The organism is Streptococcus gwangjuensis, from assembly GCF_028156745.1.
Lineage (GTDB): Bacteria > Bacillota > Bacilli > Lactobacillales > Streptococcaceae > Streptococcus > Streptococcus gwangjuense_A.
The window spans coordinates 197174-213462 of the sequence record NZ_JAODJG010000039.1; the positions used below are offsets into that span (position 1 = coordinate 197174).

At 42.8% G+C, this 16289-nt stretch carries 14 protein-coding genes and 1 pseudogene; 2 read left to right on the forward strand and 13 right to left on the reverse strand.

Annotated features, from left to right (window positions below; translation table 11 throughout):
• Position 1: 1 nt before the first annotated feature.
• The 6 genes and pseudogenes from N5909_RS09060 to N5909_RS09085 all read right to left on the reverse strand — a co-directional run bounded on the left by N5909_RS09060 (position 2) and on the right by N5909_RS09085 (position 3888).
• A pseudogene (locus N5909_RS09060) lies at positions 2-228 on the reverse strand (phosphoribosylaminoimidazole carboxylase).
• A 20-nt stretch (positions 229-248) separates the two neighbouring features.
• Positions 249-512, reverse strand: a complete 264-nt coding sequence (locus N5909_RS09065; RefSeq protein WP_271631167.1) for a hypothetical protein — start codon at positions 510-512, stop codon at positions 249-251.
• A gap of 1 nt (position 513) precedes the next feature.
• Positions 514-1605 (reverse strand): 5-(carboxyamino)imidazole ribonucleotide synthase, encoded by a 1092-nt coding sequence (gene purK / locus N5909_RS09070; protein ID WP_271631168.1) that lies wholly within the window; start codon positions 1603-1605, stop codon positions 514-516.
• Positions 1592-2083 (reverse strand): 5-(carboxyamino)imidazole ribonucleotide mutase, encoded by a 492-nt coding sequence (gene purE / locus N5909_RS09075; RefSeq protein ID WP_271631169.1) that lies wholly within the window; start codon positions 2081-2083, stop codon positions 1592-1594. Before purE ends, purK begins: the two co-directional genes overlap by 14 nt.
• A complete protein-coding gene (purD, locus tag N5909_RS09080; RefSeq protein ID WP_271631170.1) occupies positions 2080-3369 on the reverse strand; it encodes a phosphoribosylamine--glycine ligase in 1290 nt (429 codons plus the stop codon). Before purD ends, purE begins: the two co-directional genes overlap by 4 nt.
• A 120-nt stretch (positions 3370-3489) precedes the next feature.
• A complete protein-coding gene (locus N5909_RS09085) occupies positions 3490-3888 on the reverse strand; it encodes an IMP cyclohydrolase (RefSeq protein WP_271631179.1) in 399 nt (132 codons plus the stop codon).
• Here N5909_RS09085 and N5909_RS09090 point away from each other — a divergent pair.
• A complete protein-coding gene (locus tag N5909_RS09090; protein WP_271631171.1) occupies positions 3887-5074 on the forward strand; it encodes an AAA family ATPase in 1188 nt (395 codons plus the stop codon). The two genes, N5909_RS09085 and N5909_RS09090, sit on opposite strands and share 2 nt — an antisense overlap.
• Positions 5067-6068 (forward strand): hypothetical protein, encoded by a 1002-nt coding sequence (locus tag N5909_RS09095; RefSeq protein WP_271631172.1) that lies wholly within the window; start codon positions 5067-5069, stop codon positions 6066-6068. The genes N5909_RS09090 and N5909_RS09095 overlap by 8 nt, the downstream gene beginning before the upstream one ends.
• 67 nt (positions 6069-6135) lie before the next feature.
• Here the strand turns inward: N5909_RS09095 and purH are convergent, their stop codons facing one another.
• The 7 genes from purH to purC all read right to left on the reverse strand — a co-directional run bounded on the left by purH (position 6136) and on the right by purC (position 16252).
• The gene (gene purH, locus N5909_RS09100) at positions 6136-7683 is read right to left on the reverse strand and encodes a bifunctional phosphoribosylaminoimidazolecarboxamide formyltransferase/IMP cyclohydrolase (protein WP_271631173.1); all 1548 of its coding nucleotides are present in this window, start codon (positions 7681-7683) and stop codon (positions 6136-6138) included.
• A gap of 1 nt (position 7684) precedes the next feature.
• On the reverse strand, positions 7685-8149 hold the full coding sequence (locus tag N5909_RS09105) for a GNAT family N-acetyltransferase (RefSeq protein ID WP_271631174.1): 465 nt from the start codon (positions 8147-8149) through the stop codon (positions 7685-7687).
• A 44-nt stretch (positions 8150-8193) separates the two neighbouring features.
• Complete coding sequence (gene purN, locus N5909_RS09110; protein ID WP_271631175.1) at positions 8194-8745, reverse strand: phosphoribosylglycinamide formyltransferase; 552 nt, start codon at positions 8743-8745, stop codon at positions 8194-8196.
• The gene (gene purM, locus N5909_RS09115; protein WP_271631176.1) at positions 8742-9764 is read right to left on the reverse strand and encodes a phosphoribosylformylglycinamidine cyclo-ligase; all 1023 of its coding nucleotides are present in this window, start codon (positions 9762-9764) and stop codon (positions 8742-8744) included. Before purM ends, purN begins: the two co-directional genes overlap by 4 nt.
• A 318-nt stretch (positions 9765-10082) precedes the next feature.
• Positions 10083-11525: an amidophosphoribosyltransferase gene (purF, locus tag N5909_RS09120; RefSeq protein WP_033680988.1), complete on the reverse strand. Its 1443-nt coding sequence runs from the start codon at positions 11523-11525 to the stop codon at positions 10083-10085.
• Positions 11526-11618: 93 nt separating this feature from the next.
• The gene (locus N5909_RS09125) at positions 11619-15344 is read right to left on the reverse strand and encodes a phosphoribosylformylglycinamidine synthase (RefSeq protein WP_033680987.1); all 3726 of its coding nucleotides are present in this window, start codon (positions 15342-15344) and stop codon (positions 11619-11621) included.
• 200 nt (positions 15345-15544) lie between these two features.
• Complete coding sequence (gene purC, locus N5909_RS09130) at positions 15545-16252, reverse strand: phosphoribosylaminoimidazolesuccinocarboxamide synthase (RefSeq protein WP_033680986.1); 708 nt, start codon at positions 16250-16252, stop codon at positions 15545-15547.
• Positions 16253-16289 lie beyond the last annotated feature (37 nt).

Below are 16289 nucleotides of genomic sequence, written 5' to 3' on the forward strand. Positions count from 1 at the left end.
ACTAATTAAACTCCTTCTTGCTTATCGCCACCGACGGATAGTGTGGCAAGCTACTTAGATCTGTATCCAATGACGAATCATAGATAGCTAGATAATTGTTTGGATATTAAATCTTTAATTCCTGATATTGGCTTTTACTTTTTCATGGTCAGCACTGGCAAAGAGCACTTCCACAACGGCGATTTCTTTTCCTTCCTCCACAAAAGCGTTGACAATAATTTGAATCATAAACTGGTCTCCATTTAGCTTTAAAGATTATCATTTTCTGAGTCTTCATGTATAGAAAATTCAAATGAAATTCTCTCAGGAAGTCTAGGCAGGCCGTAACTACTCAGATAATCCTTAACTTCCTTCACGGAACAAGAATATTCTAAGACTAGCTGATTGCCAGCTCTCTCTAAAATATGAATCCCCTCTCTATCCGCAATCTCTGGAACAACCAAATCGTCCGTATAAGTCAGTGTTACGGTCGTTATTTCATCATCTGGCAATTCATCAAATTCTTCTGTCATTTCAAAAATCAATCCCCTCACCAAACTCAACCACACTATCTGGAACATCACTAAACAAAGTCACATGCCCCATTTTGCGATTGTGCTTCGCTTCTATTTTACCATACAGGTGGAGGTGGGCGCTTGGATTTTCTGTGACATATTTTTCAGCGACCTCGACATGCTGGCCGAGAACATTGAGCATAACGGCTGGCGCATGCAGTTGGATGACTGGCAATGGTGCTCCCAGAACACCCAAGATATGGGTGTCAAATTGTGAGAAGTCGCAGGCTTCGATAGAGTAGTGCCCAGAGTTGTGTGGCCGTGGGGCAATCTCGTTGACAATGATGTCATCAGCGGTCGCAAACATTTCCACGCAAAGTGTTCCAGACAAGTTCAGCTGTTCAGCAATTCGTACTGCCATGGCTTTAGCTTTTTCAGCTAAACTTTCTGAAATACGGGCTGGCACAATGGTTTTTGAAAGAATGTTGTTTCGGTGGATATTTTCCTGAACTGGGAAAACTATCACATCCTTGCCATTTCCTGACACGATGACAGAAATTTCAAGATCAAAGTTGACGAATTCTTCCAAGACACAGTCTGCTGAGTCTGCTAGTGCACGGGCTTCCTCCAAGTCTGCTTCCGAGCGAATGACCTTTTGCCCATGCCCATCGTAGCCACCCGTCGCAGTCTTGAGGACATAGTTTTTCGACAGGTCAATATCTGTCAAATCTTGACTTGAAGTCACAACCTTGTAAGGTGCCACAGTGACTTGTGCCTTGTTTGCGAGAAAATCCTTTTCAAAAATACGATTTTGAGAGATGCGGAGTAGGTCTGTTCCTTGTGGAAGTTGTCCATCCTTGATAACAGCATCCAAACCGTCTGCATCAACATTTTCAAATTCATAAGTGAGGACATCGCAACGCTCAGCCAACTGACGAAGGGCATCCACATCGTTATAAGGCGCCACGATGATCTCCGCCACGCGAGAGGCTGGGCAATCCGCCGCAGGATCCAGCGCGATGACCTTGTGCCCCATGTAGATAGCTGAAATGGCAATCATCTGCCCCAGCTGACCGCCACCGATAATTCCGATTGTTTTAGATGAGCTCATTTGTAGACTCCTCTGCGATTTTTCCTTGTTCTTCTGCAAAATCTGCCAAAGCTGTCGCGATAGCTTGATCCTCTACTGAAAGGAGACGGAGGACAAATAGGGCAGCGTTAGTCGCACCAGCTTCACCGATAGCCATAGTTGCGACAGGCACGCCACCCGGCATCTGTACGATAGAGTAGAGCGAGTCCAGACCACTGAGCGCGCGTGATTTGACTGGTACCCCGATGACAGGAAGGGTGGTCTTGGCTGCTACCATACCTGGTAAATGGGCTGCGCCACCCGCACCTGCGATGATAACCTTGATGCCACGGCTACGAGCTTCTTCGGCATGTTTGAACATGAGGTCTGGTGTGCGGTGAGCAGAAACAACTTTCTTTTCGTAGGCTACACCGAAGCGGTCTAGGACTTCGGCTGTTTTTTGCATGGTTGCCCAATCGGATTTGGAGCCCATGATGATGGAAATAATTGGTTTAGTCATAATTTCCCTTTTCTTTCCTTTCTTTTTTCAATCGCCTTACTTCCGATATCGGTTCGATAGAAGAGGCCTTCTGTGTTTTGTTTGTTAAGTTCGCTGTAGATGGTATTTTGGGCTTCTTTGACGGTGTCTGCTGTGGTGACGAGCATATAGACACGTCCACCGTTTGATAGCAGTGCTCTGCTATTTTCCGCAAACTTAGCCCCTGCATAGTAGGTGGTGATATCGCCGTCGGTTTTTGCTGGCAATTCAACACCCTTTTCATATTCTAGCGGGTAACCCTTGGATGCGACAACCACACCCAGAGTCACACCCTTATCCGTCCATGTGATGTTTGGCTCCTTACCATCGAGGATATCCGTAATATTTTGTGCAAAGTCAGATGTCAAACGAGGTAGGATAATCTGAGTTTCAGGATCTCCGAAGCGAGCGTTAAACTCGATAACCTTAGGTCCATCAGCTGTCAAGATAAGCCCTGCGTAAAGAACTCCCAGATAAGGGCGACCTTCCTGAATCATGCCTTCAAGAACTGGCTTGACAACAGTCTCAACCGCTGTATCAACTACGCTCTCTGGCAAGTGAGGGACTGGCGCATAAGCTCCCATCCCACCAGTGTTAGGACCCTTGTCCCCGTCGTAGGCACGTTTGTGATCCTGAGCCGTTGGCATGATGTAAAACTTGTCCCCATTGACAAAGGCAAAGAGTGAAAATTCCTCCCCTTCAAGGAATTCCTCGATGACCACATGCGCACCTGAGTCACCAAATTTATTGTCCAAAAGCATCTCATGAGCGGCTTCGACCGCTTGCTCGACTGTTTCAGCAACGACGACACCTTTTCCAAGAGCCAAGCCGTCTGCCTTGATGACGATAGGAGCGCCTTTCTCCTTGATATACGCCTTAGCTGCCTCGAAATCTGAAAATGTGCCATAGGCTGCTGTCGGAACGTCATATTTGACCATGATTTCCTTAGCAAAATCCTTGGACCACTCCAGCTCCGCTGCAGCCCTAGTCGGACCAAAAGCCTTGAGCCCAGCTTTGTTAAAATCATCCACGATACCAGCAGCAAGGGCATCATCTGGCCCGATGAAGGTCCAAGCAATATCGTTGGCCTTTGCAAACTCAATTAACTTAGAATGTTCGGAAATAGAGATATTTACCAATTCCAAACCATCCAGAGTCATCCCGTCATTTCCAGGAGCTACAAAGACATTTTCAACGTCTTTTGATTCAAGCAACTTCTTAGAAATCGCATGTTCACGACCACCCGAACCGACAACTAACAGCTTCATATCTTAACCTCTTTTGCGAATTATTTACTAACATTATACCATAAACGTTCGCTTTAATCTTGTTTTGCTTAGCATTTTAAGTCAAAAAAGGAAAGAAACTGTTTTCTTCCCTTTCGTTTTTTAATGTCTAAAGTGTCTCACGCCTGTGAAGACCATAGTCAAGCCATATTTATCCGCAGCTTCGATGGATTCTTGGTCACGTACTGATCCACCCGGCTGGATGATGGCCTTGATTCCTGCTTTAGCGATTTCTTCCACGTTATCCGCGAATGGGAAGAAGGCATCCGAAGCAAGCACAGCGCCGTCAAGGCGGGCTTTGGCTTGTTCAATGGCGATGCGAACAGAAGCCACTCGGTTGGTTTGACCTGGCCCAACGCCAAGTGTCATGTGGTGGTTGGTCACGATGATTCCGTTGGATTTGACGTACTTGATAGCTTTCCAATCGAACTCAAGAGCCGTAATTTTTTTACGGAAAGGATTTTTTATGGTATAATAATCGTAATAGGAGGACTGACAAATGCTAAAATACTTTTCTGTAAAGAATTACAAAAACTTTGAAAATGAAATCTCAATTGATTTTTCACAAGTCGGAGGTTATAAATTTAATGAGGACTGCTTATCAAATAATATTTTGAGTAAAGTGCTAATATACGGTAGAAATGCTACAGGAAAATCTAATTTAGGTTTAGCATTATTTGATATTACTAAAAATCTTTCTAGTAGACCCTTAAATGATGATCAAAATTTTACATCTTTTTTAAATAATAACTCGAATAGTAATATTGCCACTTTTCACTATACATTTTTACTTAATAATGATGAAATCGAATATATTTATACAAAGGATGAGTATCAGGTTATACAGACTGAAGCACTATCTATAAATAGCGAATTAATCTGGAAAGTGGATTTATCTACTGACCCAATATCGTCTACTACTATAAAGGACGTAGCTAATAAATTAGGTATTATAAATAACGACTTTAACATATTAATAACTAATTATTTAGAGCAGATTTCAAGTGATGAACAAAATTTAGACGGAGAAAGCACTTCTTTTTTAGCATGGCTAATAACTAATACCTCTAAGTTAGATACTTCTATTCTTACATCTATCCGAACATTTATTCGAAATATGTTATATATCAACCACGAGTCTCATAAACCTTTGTTAAATTTTTGGTTTCGAAATACACTAGATCATAAAAAAGTAGCAAAAGGATTGGAATTATTTCTCAATGATATGGGAATATGTTGTCGCTTAGATGCAATAGAGCAAATAGACGGAAAGGATATCCTTTGTTTTATTTATAAAAATAAAAGTGTTCCATTCTTCAATGAAGCATCAAGTGGAACATTGGCTTTAGCTAAATTATATTTTAGAATCCTATATCGCTTTGAAAACCTCAGAACCAACAATTCTCCTAAATTTTTATTTTTCGATGAATTTGATGCTTTTTATCATTACGAACTTTCTGAAAGACTGATACGTCATTTTAAAAAAATATTTCCAGACGCCCAAATCATTTTGACTACCCACGATACAAATATGATGTCTAATGAATTATTTAGACCTGACTGTTTGTTCATTTTATCTCAAAAAGGATTTATAACACCTTTAAACAGAGCTACTGAGAGAGAATTACGAGAAGGACATAATTTAGAAAAGATGTACATTAGCGGAGAGTTTGCTGATTATGAATAATAAAACACGAGGTCAAACCCTTTTCATAGTCGAAGGACATCATGAAAAAAATGAACTTTTTAAACTTATTATCGAAGTTTTCCCTGAACTTAGTATTACTGAAGAGAATATACATATTTTTGGCACAAATATTTACCAATTATACCAGAAAATTCAAGAAGAATATGGAGAGGAATGGGATGATCCCTCCAATGATGTGGATTTACCTTTTGTTTTAAATAAATATGATTCTCAAAGATTTGGATCTATCGGTAGAAAAAGAAATTATAAAAATATTTTTTTAATTTTTGATTACGAAGCACAAGATCCCAACTTTTCTATATACAAGATACAGCGATTACAAAAATATTTCAGCGATGTAACCAATAATGGCCAACTCTATATAAATTACCCAATGGTTGAATCTTATTTTGATTTAGAAATCAATAATGACTTACAATTTTTAAATAAATATTTAAATAAAATTGTGACGGGTAAGGAATATAAAGCAAGTATTAAAAATAATGAACTTTACAAAGTATTCCAAGTTCCTTTCATCATTCCGAAGCGATTAAAAAGTATTCTAGGTAGCTCTGCAATATTGCAACACGATACCATTTCTAAATTATTAAACTGCTGCAGTTCTGAGTCTCTAAAAGAAATATGCAATGAATTAAATATAGATGACAAGAAAAAGGAAAATTTAAACTGTTATCTAGATAAAAATTTTGAAACCTACTTCAATGGTGAAATTTCTTATAAAATCCACATAAAAAGGTTACTTAAGAGAATTGTAAAATTACAAATTTTAAAATACAAACGCATTATAACTTATCCCTGTTCAACACATATTTTATCTGAACACGAATATCGTAATTTACAACCAATTAATGACTTCGAGTATCTAATATTATTAACCATCCAAAATGAAATGTTTAAAGATAACAAACTATGGACAATAAATACTTTTCTACTATTTATAGCAGAATATAATTTAACATTACTAAATGATTAATCTTCTCCCTCTCATATAATTCAAAACATGAGCATTTCCATAATTGGAAATGCTCATGTTTTTATTCTTAATGTCTAAAATGCCTCACGCCTGTGAAGACCATGGTCAAGCCATATTTATCCGCAGCTTCGATGGATTCTTGGTCACGGACAGATCCACCTGGTTGGATAATGGCTTTGATACCTGCTTTAGCGATTTCTTCCACGTTATCTGCAAATGGGAAGAAGGCATCAGAGGCAAGTACAGCACCTTCAAGACGGTCTTTAGCTTGGTCAATCGCAATACGTACGGAAGCTACACGGTTGGTTTGACCTGGGCCAACACCAAGTGTCATGTGGTCGTTGGTCACGATGATTCCGTTTGATTTGACGTACTTGATAGCCTTCCAAGCAAACTCAAGGGCAGTCGCTTCTGTTTCGGTCGGCTGGCGCTTAGTCCCCACTTGCCAATCAGCTGGGCTTTCTTTAACCACGTCTTGGTTTTGCACAAGAAGTCCACCAACCACACCTGTGTATTCTGCTTCCACTTCGCTGGCATCTTGAGCGTCGAATGGCAAGGCAAGGATACGCAAGTTTTTCTTTTTGTTGGTCAAAATGGCTAGCGCTTCATCCGTATAGCTTGGTGCGATAATGATCTCAAGGAAAATGCCGTGCATCTTCTCAGCAGTCGCAGCATCCACCTCACGGTTAAGGACGACAATTCCACCAAAGATAGACACTGGGTCAGACTCATAAGCATAGTCCCAAGCAGTTTCGATGTCATCAGCTTGACCAATTCCACATGGGTTCATGTGTTTGAGAGCCACAACGGTTGGACGGTCTTTGAAATCACGAATAATACGAATGGCCGCATCCGCGTCACGAATGTTATTGAAGGACAATTCCTTACCGTTGAGCTGTTTCGCTGATGCAATCGAATAGTCAGTCGGCAAAGCTTTTTGGTAGAAGTCCGCATCCTGCTGAGGATTTTCCCCATAGCGCATAGCTTGTTTGAGGTCATAGGTCAAAGTGAGTTTTTCAGGTTTGCTTTCACCCACTTGTGCCGTGAAGTATTCTGCAATCAAGGCATCATAAGCCGCTGTGTGACGGAATACTTTCGCTGCTAACCGTTGGCGAGTTTCGTAACTTGTTTCGCCGTTTGCTGACAATTCGTCAAGAACAACAGCATAATCAGCAGGATCCACCACAACTGTTACGCTAGCATGGTTTTTAGCTGCTGAACGAAGCATTGATGGCCCACCGATATCGATGTTTTCAACGGCATCTGCGTATGTCACATCTGGCTTAAGAATGGTTTCCTTAAATGGGTAAAGATTTACCACCACAAGGTCAATGAGCTCAATCTTGTTGTCCTTAGCCGCTTCCAAGTGGCTATCCAAGTCACGACGAGCAAGAAGCCCTCCGTGGATATTTGGGTGGAGAGTCTTGACACGACCGTCCATCATTTCTGGGAAGCCAGTCACATCGTCGATGGCAATGGTGTCCACCCCAGCATTGTCAAGGGCAATCTTGGTCCCACCTGTCGAGATGATATCCCAACCAAGTTTTTTGAGTTCTTGGGCAAATTCAACAATGCCCGCTTTGTCTGAGACGCTGATTAAGGCCTTTTTCGTCATTCTATTCCTCTTTCTTTAGATCCAAGCGCATAGCGACTTCGTTATTTTCTTCTATAAATCCTGTTTCCTGAAAACCCAGACTAGTCAACAGGTGCTTCATTTTTTCATTTCCAACCACATAATCTGCGGTAATATGACTGCAAGCTATATCCATCTGGGCCTCTTTGATTAGAACTTCCAAGGCTTTTCGACCATAACCTCTTCCTTGGTACTGCTGACCAATCATTATCCGCCAGATAAAGTATTCCGCTTCATCCTTGTCTATTTCTAGCAGGAGAAAGCCAACCACTTGCTTATCCCAATAGATTGCCATCGGAAACACATCTTCGTTTTTCCGGTAGAGCCATGCATCAGCTAAAGAGCGAACATTTGGAGCTACGAAACGTGCTCGTTCATCAGCTTCTGATATTTTCAAATCCAGCACTGCCTGAAAACTGCTCTCATCTACCAATTTCAGTTCAATCATTTTTTCTCCTAGCAAGGTTGCGCAATCAAAACTTGATTTACTTCTTACCTTCTCTCCACTCCCAAGCTATCCAGCACTTCCGGATACAACTTGTACTCTGCCTCATGAATTCGAGCTTCAAAGCTTTCGATGGTATCATCAGCTAGCCGTGGTACACGTACTTGTTTGATGACCTTTCCTGTATCCACTTCAGAATCCACCCAGTGAATGGTCACGCCGCTCTCAGCAACGCCAGCATTCCAAGCGTCCTCAATTCCGTGAGCTCCTGGAAATTCTGGCAGGTAGGCTGGATGGATATTGATGATTCGACCTTCATAAGCCGCCAATAAAGTTGGCCCAACGATTTTCATGTATCCTGCTAGACAAACCAAGTCAATCTGGTGTTCTTCCAAGAGTTCGACAAGTGCCGCTTCGTAGTCTGCCTTGCTCTCAAACTCCTTGAGTTCAAAAGTATAGGACAGAACGTCGAGCTTGTCTGCACGTTCGAGCACATAGGCGTCACGATGGTCTGAAAAGACAAACTCTACTGGAAATTGTTCCGCTATCACCTGAAAATTTGAACCATTACCAGAGGCAAAAATCGCTATTTTTTTCATTTGATGATGACACTTTCGTTTTCTTTCTTGACGATGCGACCAATTTCATAGACTGGTTCATCCAGCAATTCCTTGACACGACCTACATTTTCAGGACTAACTGCCAACATGAGTCCCACACCCATATTGAAGATTTCAAACATTTCTTCGTGTTTGATCTGACCGTATTTTTCAAGAGCTTTGAAAATCGGAAGCACTGGTACCTTGCTTTCTTCAATCTCAGCAGCCAAGTCAGCTGCAAACATGCGAGGGACATTCTCAATAAAGCCACCGCCTGTGATGTGGGCAATGCCGTTGACCAACTCTTCCTTGATGAGTGGCAAAACAGCCTTGACATAGATACGAGTCGGCTCAAGAAGAACTTCCTTGAGTTGCTTGCCTTCCAATTCTGGCAGGACTTCCTCACCTGTGTAATCCGCAAAGACACGACGGACGAGAGAGTAACCATTGGAATGAATCCCACTTGAAGCAAGTCCGAGAAGAACATCTCCCTCTGCCACTTTTGAACCGTCAATGATTTGAGATTTTTCAGCCACACCGACCGCAAAACCTGCCAAGTCATAGTCAGCTTCGCCGTACATGCCAGGCATCTCAGCTGTTTCCCCACCAATGAGGGCAGCGCCTGCCTGCACACAACCTTCTGCCACACCAGCGACAACTTGTTCTAGCTTAGCTGGTTCATTCTTCCCTGTCGCTACGTAGTCAAGGAAATAGAGGGGCTCCGCACCTGCAGCGATGATATCATTGACACACATGGCCACACAGTCCTGACCGATGGTATCGTGCTTGTCGTACTTGATAGCCAGCATGAGTTTGGTTCCGACACCGTCAGTTCCTGAAATCAAGACAGGTTCTTTAACCCCAGTCTTTGAAAGGTCAAACATACCACCAAAGCCACCAAGAGCTCCCATGACACCTGCACGCTCCGTACGAGCCACGTGCTTTTTAATCCGTTCAACAACTTCATAACCCGCTTCAACATCCACACCCGACTGGGCATAAGCATTTTTACTTGTCATTTTTATGTTCCTTTTCTTTGAGAAAGATTGTGACGTATTTTTAGATAAACAATTATTTTATCTAATACTCAATGAAAATCAAAGAGCAAACTAGGAAGCTAGCCGCAGGCTGTACTTGGGTACGGCAAGGTGAAGCTGACGTGGTTTGAATTTGATTTTCGAAGAGTATAAAAATACTAGTCAGGGTTCTAGCTTTGCCCCATAGGAGAAAGCGTCTACTGACAAATGCTTTAGCTTTTAGTCAGTAGTGAGACGTGGAGCATAAGCATTTTTATTTGTCATTTTTATATTCCTTTTCTTTAACGGAAGATCTGTCGTCTATTTGTAAAAACTGGTCTTTTCTTCCAAACTTTTACGATAGTCTTCTTCGTAATCATAGAGGGGAGTTGGGTAATCTCCGTCAAAGTAAGCGACACAGAGACCGCCATTTGGCGCATCTGTTTCAATTCCAATCGAATCAATCAATCCCTCAACAGAAAGATAAGTCAGACTGTCCGCACCAATGATTTGGCACGTTTCTTCAACCGTATGATTGGCTGCAATCAGTTCCTGACGAGTCTGGATATCAATCCCATAGAAACATGGATAAGCTAGCGCTGGACTACCAATGGCAACATGAACCTCAGTCGCACCCGCTTCTTTCAAGAGCTGAACGATACGACGAGAAGTTGTTCCACGTACAATAGAGTCATCAATCATAACAACACGCTTGCCTTTGACAACACCAGAAACTGCAGACAGTTTCATCCGCACCCCTTGCTCCCGCAATTCTTGAGTCGGTTGGATAAAGGTCCGTTGGGTGTATTGGTTCTTGATGAGGCCCATTTCGTTTGGTAGCCCGGACTCTTCCGCAAATCCCATAGCCGCGCTGAGGGAAGAATTGGGCACACCGACCACGATATCCGCCTCGTGCTTGAATTCACGCGCCAATTGGGCACCCATACGTTTACGTGCCGTATGGACATTGACACCATGAATATTAGAATCAGGGCGAGCAAAATAGATATATTCCATAGAACAGATTGCTAACTGAGTATCATCCGTATAGCTATCATACTGGATTCCCTTGTCATCAATGATCACAATCTCACCTGGCTTCAAATCACGAATCCACTCAGCACCAATAACCTCAAAAGCGCAAGTTTCAGAGGAAACAACCACCGCTCCGTTGGCCATTTTCCCGATAGAAAGCGGACGGAAGCCATTTGGGTCAAGAGCCGCAATCAACTTGTCCTCAAACAGCAAGATATAGGCAAAACCACCTTTAACTAGGCTGAGCGCCTCCTTGATTTTTCCCATCAGGCTAGGATTATGACTGCGACGAATGAGATGAGCCAAGATTTCCGAGTCCGAAGTTGCGCTGAAAATAGCTCCTCTTTGTTCCAATTCTTTCTTAAGTGATTCTGCATTAGTCAGATTCCCATTATGAGCCAAGCCAAACTGCATATCGTGAAAACGGAAGAGGAAGGGCTGAATGTTATCTACAGAAGCTTCACCAGCAGTCGCGTAACGCACATGCCCAATCGCACCAGTTCCCGTCAATTTATCCAAATTAGCAGGATTTCTGAAGACTTCTGATAAAAGACCCATATCGCGATGACGCTTTAATTTTCCTTGGTCATTGGAGAGGATTCCTGCCCCCTCCTGACCACGGTGCTGAAGACTGTGGAGGCCAAAATAGGTCAATTTAGCAGCATCTGGATGTCCCCAGATACCGAAAACACCACATTCTTCATTAAGAGATTTTACTTCGTATGTCATTTTATATACCTAATTTTTATTTGTGTAGCACCAAGAGCTAAATCTACATGACTTTTACATTACTGATACTATCTATTAGAACATCTGCAAGTCTTATTTTCCAGTGAAATATTTAACCGCTGACGCGAACAGGTGCTGGTCTTTATTGCCTGGGATATTTTGGAAAAGACCGTCCTCATAACGTTCTGAGTGTCCCATCTTACCGATGATTTGGCCGTTCTTGCTAGTAATTCCCTCTATAGCATTTACAGAACCATTTGGATTGTACTTAGAGTCCATACTTGGTTTTCCGTCAAAGTCTACGTATTGGCTGAAAATTTGTCCATTATCACGGAGTTCCGCAAATTCCTCAGCTGTCACGACAAATTTCCCTTCACCGTGTGATACTGGGATAGCATGGATGTCACCAACTTCCACTCCAGCAAGCCATGGTGAGTTGGTATTGGCAATGCGAGTTTCTACCATCTTGGCCACGTGTTGGTTGGCATCATTGTAGAAGAGGGTTGGGCTAGTACTTTTGGCATCTTCAAAGTTCCCGTATGGAAGAAGGCCTGATTTGACGAGGGCTTGGAATCCATTACAGATACCGATAATCAAGCCACCACGAGCGATAAAGCTATCAATGGCTGCGCGCACTTTTTCATTGAGCAGGATATTGACAATAAACTTGGCTGAACCATCTGGCTCGTCCGCAGCTGAGAAGCCACCTGCAAAGAAGAGAATGTTAGCCTTGCCGATATTGTCAACCATGGTTTCAACTGACTTGACAATAGCTCCTTCATTGAGTGTCACGAATGGCACCAAGTTGACCTCTGCACCTTCTTTCTCAAAGGCCTTGGCTGAGTCATATTCTGAGTTGGTTCCTGGGAAGACCGGAATATAAACCACTGGTTTTTCAACCTTTTCTTTGGCTTTAATCACAACATCTGATGCAACAGCTGAAACTTCTTCCAGTTCTTTCGCTTGGGCAAATTCTGTTGGGTAAACTTCTTCCAGTTTTCCTTGGAAGGCACTGTCAAGTTTCTGTCCATCTAGCTTCACACCGTTGACAAGGAGTGTAAAGTCTGCTTTCGTTTGACCGATTTTCTCTACTCCAGCAATTTCTTCAGGAGATGTGAAGACAAATCCGCCTAATTGAGCTGTTAAAGCCGTTTCAAGTTCAGGCAAGGTCACCTCTGCACCAATATGATTTCCAAAGGTAGCAAGAGCCAAACTTTCAACCACACCACCATATTTGACAGCCGATGCAGATGTTACTTTGTGAGCCTTTTGAAGGGCTTCAAATTGAGCGAAGTTAGACTTGATAAGATCGAAGTCAATCTCTTGAGCCAATGCTTGACCTGGGATGTAGTAGATATGTTCACCAGCAACCTTAAATTCTGGAGAAAGCACCTTACGGCTATCTGCCGTCGTTACCCCAAAGGCAACTAAGGTTGGTGGCACAGTCAATTCTTCAAATGTACCAGACATAGAGTCCTTACCACCAATAGATGGTAGACCGAGCTGAATCTGAGCTTCGATAGAACCTAGAAGCGCTGCTACTGGCTGACCAAAACGCTCAGCTTGTTTGTCCATGCGCTCGAAGTACTCTTGGTAAGAGAAACGAGCCTGAGACCAGTTTGCACCAGCAGCAACCAATCGAGCAGTTGCTTCGATCACCGCATATGCAGCACCGTGGTATGGAGACCATTCAGCTACATATGGATTGAATCCTTGGGCCATGACTGACGCAGTATGGGTCACACCGTGTTGAACTGGTAATTTCTGCACAGATGCCTCAGTTGGTGTGAGTTGGTAACGACCACCAAGTGGGTGATTAACCGTGGAGCGTCCAACAGAGCAATCAAAGATAGTCTGTAATCCTTTTTGACTCGCATGATTCAAATCAGATAAAACCGCAAGTGTATCAACTTCAAGTGTGTTAGCAGATGTTTGACGTTCTTCTGGAAGCTTGACATCCTTGTCCACAACCTTAGCATCGACGACCACACGCACACCATTGGTGTCAAGGAAACGACGCTCCAAGTCCACGATTGTCTCTCCATTCCAGTGCATGACTAGATTTGGTTTTTCAGTTACTGTCGCAACCACGACAGCGTCAATATTTTCTTTATTACATTCTGTAACGAAGGCATCTACGTCTTCTGGACGAACCACGACCGCCATCCGTTCTTGAGATTCAGAGATGGCAATTTCAGTACCATTCAAGCCTTGGTATTTAAGAGGCACCTTGTTGAGGTCGATTTCAAGACCGTCCGCCAATTCACCGATAGCCACACAGACACCACCAGCACCAAAGTCATTGGACTTCTTAATGAGACGAGTGACATCTCCATTACGGAAAAGACGTTGAATCTTACGTTCTTCGATGGCATTCCCTTTTTGAACTTCAGCTCCAGCAGTTTCCACGGACTCAACCGTTTGAACCTTAGAAGAACCTGTCGCACCACCGACACCATCACGTCCAGTCTTACCTCCAAGAAGGATAATGACATCACCAGCTTCCGGTTTTTCACGGACCACATTGCCCTTAGGAGCTGCACCGACAACGGCACCAAGCTCCATGCGTTTAGCTACAAAGCCTGGGTGGAAGTATTCACGAACGTAGGTTGTTGCAAGCCCAATCTGGTTACCATATGAAGAATAGCCATGAGCCGCTGTTTTAGAAATAACCTGTTGTGGCAATTTCCCAGCACGAGTTTCCGAAATCGGTGCTGTAATATCACCAGCACCCGAGATACGCATAGCTTGGTAAACATATGAGCGACCTGATAATGGGTCACGAATGGCTCCACCAATACAGGTAGCAGCCCCTCCAAATGGCTCAATCTCAGTTGGATGATTGTGGGTTTCATTTTTAAACATGAGAAGCCATGGTTCTTTCACACCATTAACATCCACTTCTATTTCTACTGAGCAAGCATTAATTTCGTCTGACACTTCCATATCATCCAAACGTCCATTGGCACGCTCATAACGACCGAAAATGGTCGCCATATCCATCAAGGTTTGCGGTTTTTCAGAACGCCCCAACTCATCGCGCATAGCGATATATTTATCATAGGTTGACTGCAATTGCTTTTGGAATTTAGAAGCTGAAAAGTCGATGTGTTTCAACTCTGTCTCAAAAGTCGTGTGACGGCAGTGGTCAGACCAGTAAGTGTCCAAAACCTTGAGTTCTGTTTCCGTCGGCACGCGCCCGATTGACTTGAAATAATCTTGGATAAAGAGTAAATCATCCACTTCCATGGCCATCCCTTGCTCGGCCTTATAGCGAGCAAAGTCTTCTGCTGTATAGCTTTCAAAGAAAGTCAATTTAGGAATGGTCTTGTCTGACTCTGAAAATTCCTGCTTGGCAATCCCTGTCGTGATGTCCTTGAAACGAGAATCAACTGGGTTGAGCAAGTAATTCTTGACTGCTTCCAACTCAGTCGCATCAATATCTTTATTGACTAAGTAAAGTTGGGCTGTGTTGACTGTCACATCACTCGAACTTCCTAGTAAAAGCAAGGCTTCCTGTGAAGAAGCCGCACGTTGGTCAAATTGACCAGGCAGGCTTTCAATGGCAAAGAAAGCATAGTTGGCAAGATCCGCCTGCACAGCCGCTTCGTCCAAAACATGGTCTGTCACCTGCTCAGAGAAAATGTGTTTCTCTGCAGGCGCAAACAAGCCCTCTGCCAAATCAAATACATCATACACTTGCACGATGCGAATACTTTTCAAGCTTGAAAGTCCCAAGTTGTGCTGGAGCTCTCTAACCAAACTCTCTGACTTGACCTGAAAATCAGCCTTTTTTTCAACAAAAATACGTTTATCCATCAATTCTTATTCCTTTATTTCAGCTCTTTCAATGTTCTCAAACGACCTTGAGGTTCTTATTTCAATTCCGGCAATTTTCCCAGGCAACTTCACAAACATCGGTTAATTCACCTAGTCCTCTACGGAGCGAAAAGGTCTGGGGAACCTTTTCAGCCTGAGTCCTTTTAGTTGAGAGACGAAGGTTTTCCGTTACAAACAGATTATTTCAACCCCTGCAACTTTTCCCAAACAATCTCGTAAACGTCTGTTAGTTCTCCCAATCCTCTACGGAAAACATCCTTATCCATGTGGTTGCCATCCGCATCCCACAAGCGGCAATTATCTGGTGAAAATTCATCTGCTAAGATAATCTTGCCATCCTTGTCAAAACCGAACTCTAGCTTAAAGTCAATCAACTTGAGGCCAATCTCAGCAAACCAGACCTTCAAAAGTCCATTGATACGACGAGTTTCTTCCTTCAAGTAGGCAATCTGCTGGTCATCCGCAATCTGTAGGAACTTCACATGCTCGTCATTGATAAATGGATCATCCAAATCATCATTTTTATAGTAAAATTCAACAATCGGAGTCTCCAAGGCGATTCCCTCATCCACACCAAAACGTTTTGAAAAGGAACCAGCCGTGTAGTTGCGAAGCACAACCTCGAGAGGAATAATCTCAACCTTTTTATTGAGTTGTTCTGTATCTGAAAGTTTCTCCACAAAGTGAGTCGCCACACCAGCCACATTTAACTTCTCAAAAATAAAAGATGAAATCTGATTATTCAACACTCCCTTACCTGCAATCTGCTCCTTCTTAACACCATTGAAAGCAGTCGCCTGGTCCTTGTAAGTTGAAATAATAAGATTTTCATCCTCAGTTGTATAGATATCTTTAGCTTTTCCCGAATAGATCAATTGTTTTGACATTTTAAAGTTCGCCTTTCGTATTACTTGAGCACATTCT

Coding starts and splice junctions, on each gene's coding strand:
- N5909_RS09095 (WP_271631172.1), top strand. CDS start 5,067: ATGAATAATAAAACACGAGGTCAAACCCTTTTCATAGTCGAAGGACAT.
- purE (WP_271631169.1), bottom strand. CDS start 2,083: ATGACTAAACCAATTATTTCCATCATCATGGGCTCCAAATCCGATTGG.
- purF (WP_033680988.1), bottom strand. CDS start 11,525: ATGACATACGAAGTAAAATCTCTTAATGAAGAATGTGGTGTTTTCGGT.
- purN (WP_271631175.1), bottom strand. CDS start 8,745: ATGAAAAAAATAGCGATTTTTGCCTCTGGTAATGGTTCAAATTTTCAG.
- purD (WP_271631170.1), bottom strand. CDS start 3,369: ATGAAGCTGTTAGTTGTCGGTTCGGGTGGTCGTGAACATGCGATTTCT.
- N5909_RS09105 (WP_271631174.1), bottom strand. CDS start 8,149: ATGATTGAACTGAAATTGGTAGATGAGAGCAGTTTTCAGGCAGTGCTG.
- purK (WP_271631168.1), bottom strand. CDS start 1,605: ATGAGCTCATCTAAAACAATCGGAATTATCGGTGGCGGTCAGCTGGGG.
- N5909_RS09090 (WP_271631171.1), top strand. CDS start 3,887: ATGCTAAAATACTTTTCTGTAAAGAATTACAAAAACTTTGAAAATGAA.
- purC (WP_033680986.1), bottom strand. CDS start 16,252: ATGTCAAAACAATTGATCTATTCGGGAAAAGCTAAAGATATCTATACA.
- N5909_RS09125 (WP_033680987.1), bottom strand. CDS start 15,344: ATGGATAAACGTATTTTTGTTGAAAAAAAGGCTGATTTTCAGGTCAAG.
- purH (WP_271631173.1), bottom strand. CDS start 7,683: ATGACGAAAAAGGCCTTAATCAGCGTCTCAGACAAAGCGGGCATTGTT.
- N5909_RS09065 (WP_271631167.1), bottom strand. CDS start 512: ATGACAGAAGAATTTGATGAATTGCCAGATGATGAAATAACGACCGTA.
- purM (WP_271631176.1), bottom strand. CDS start 9,764: ATGACAAGTAAAAATGCTTATGCCCAGTCGGGTGTGGATGTTGAAGCG.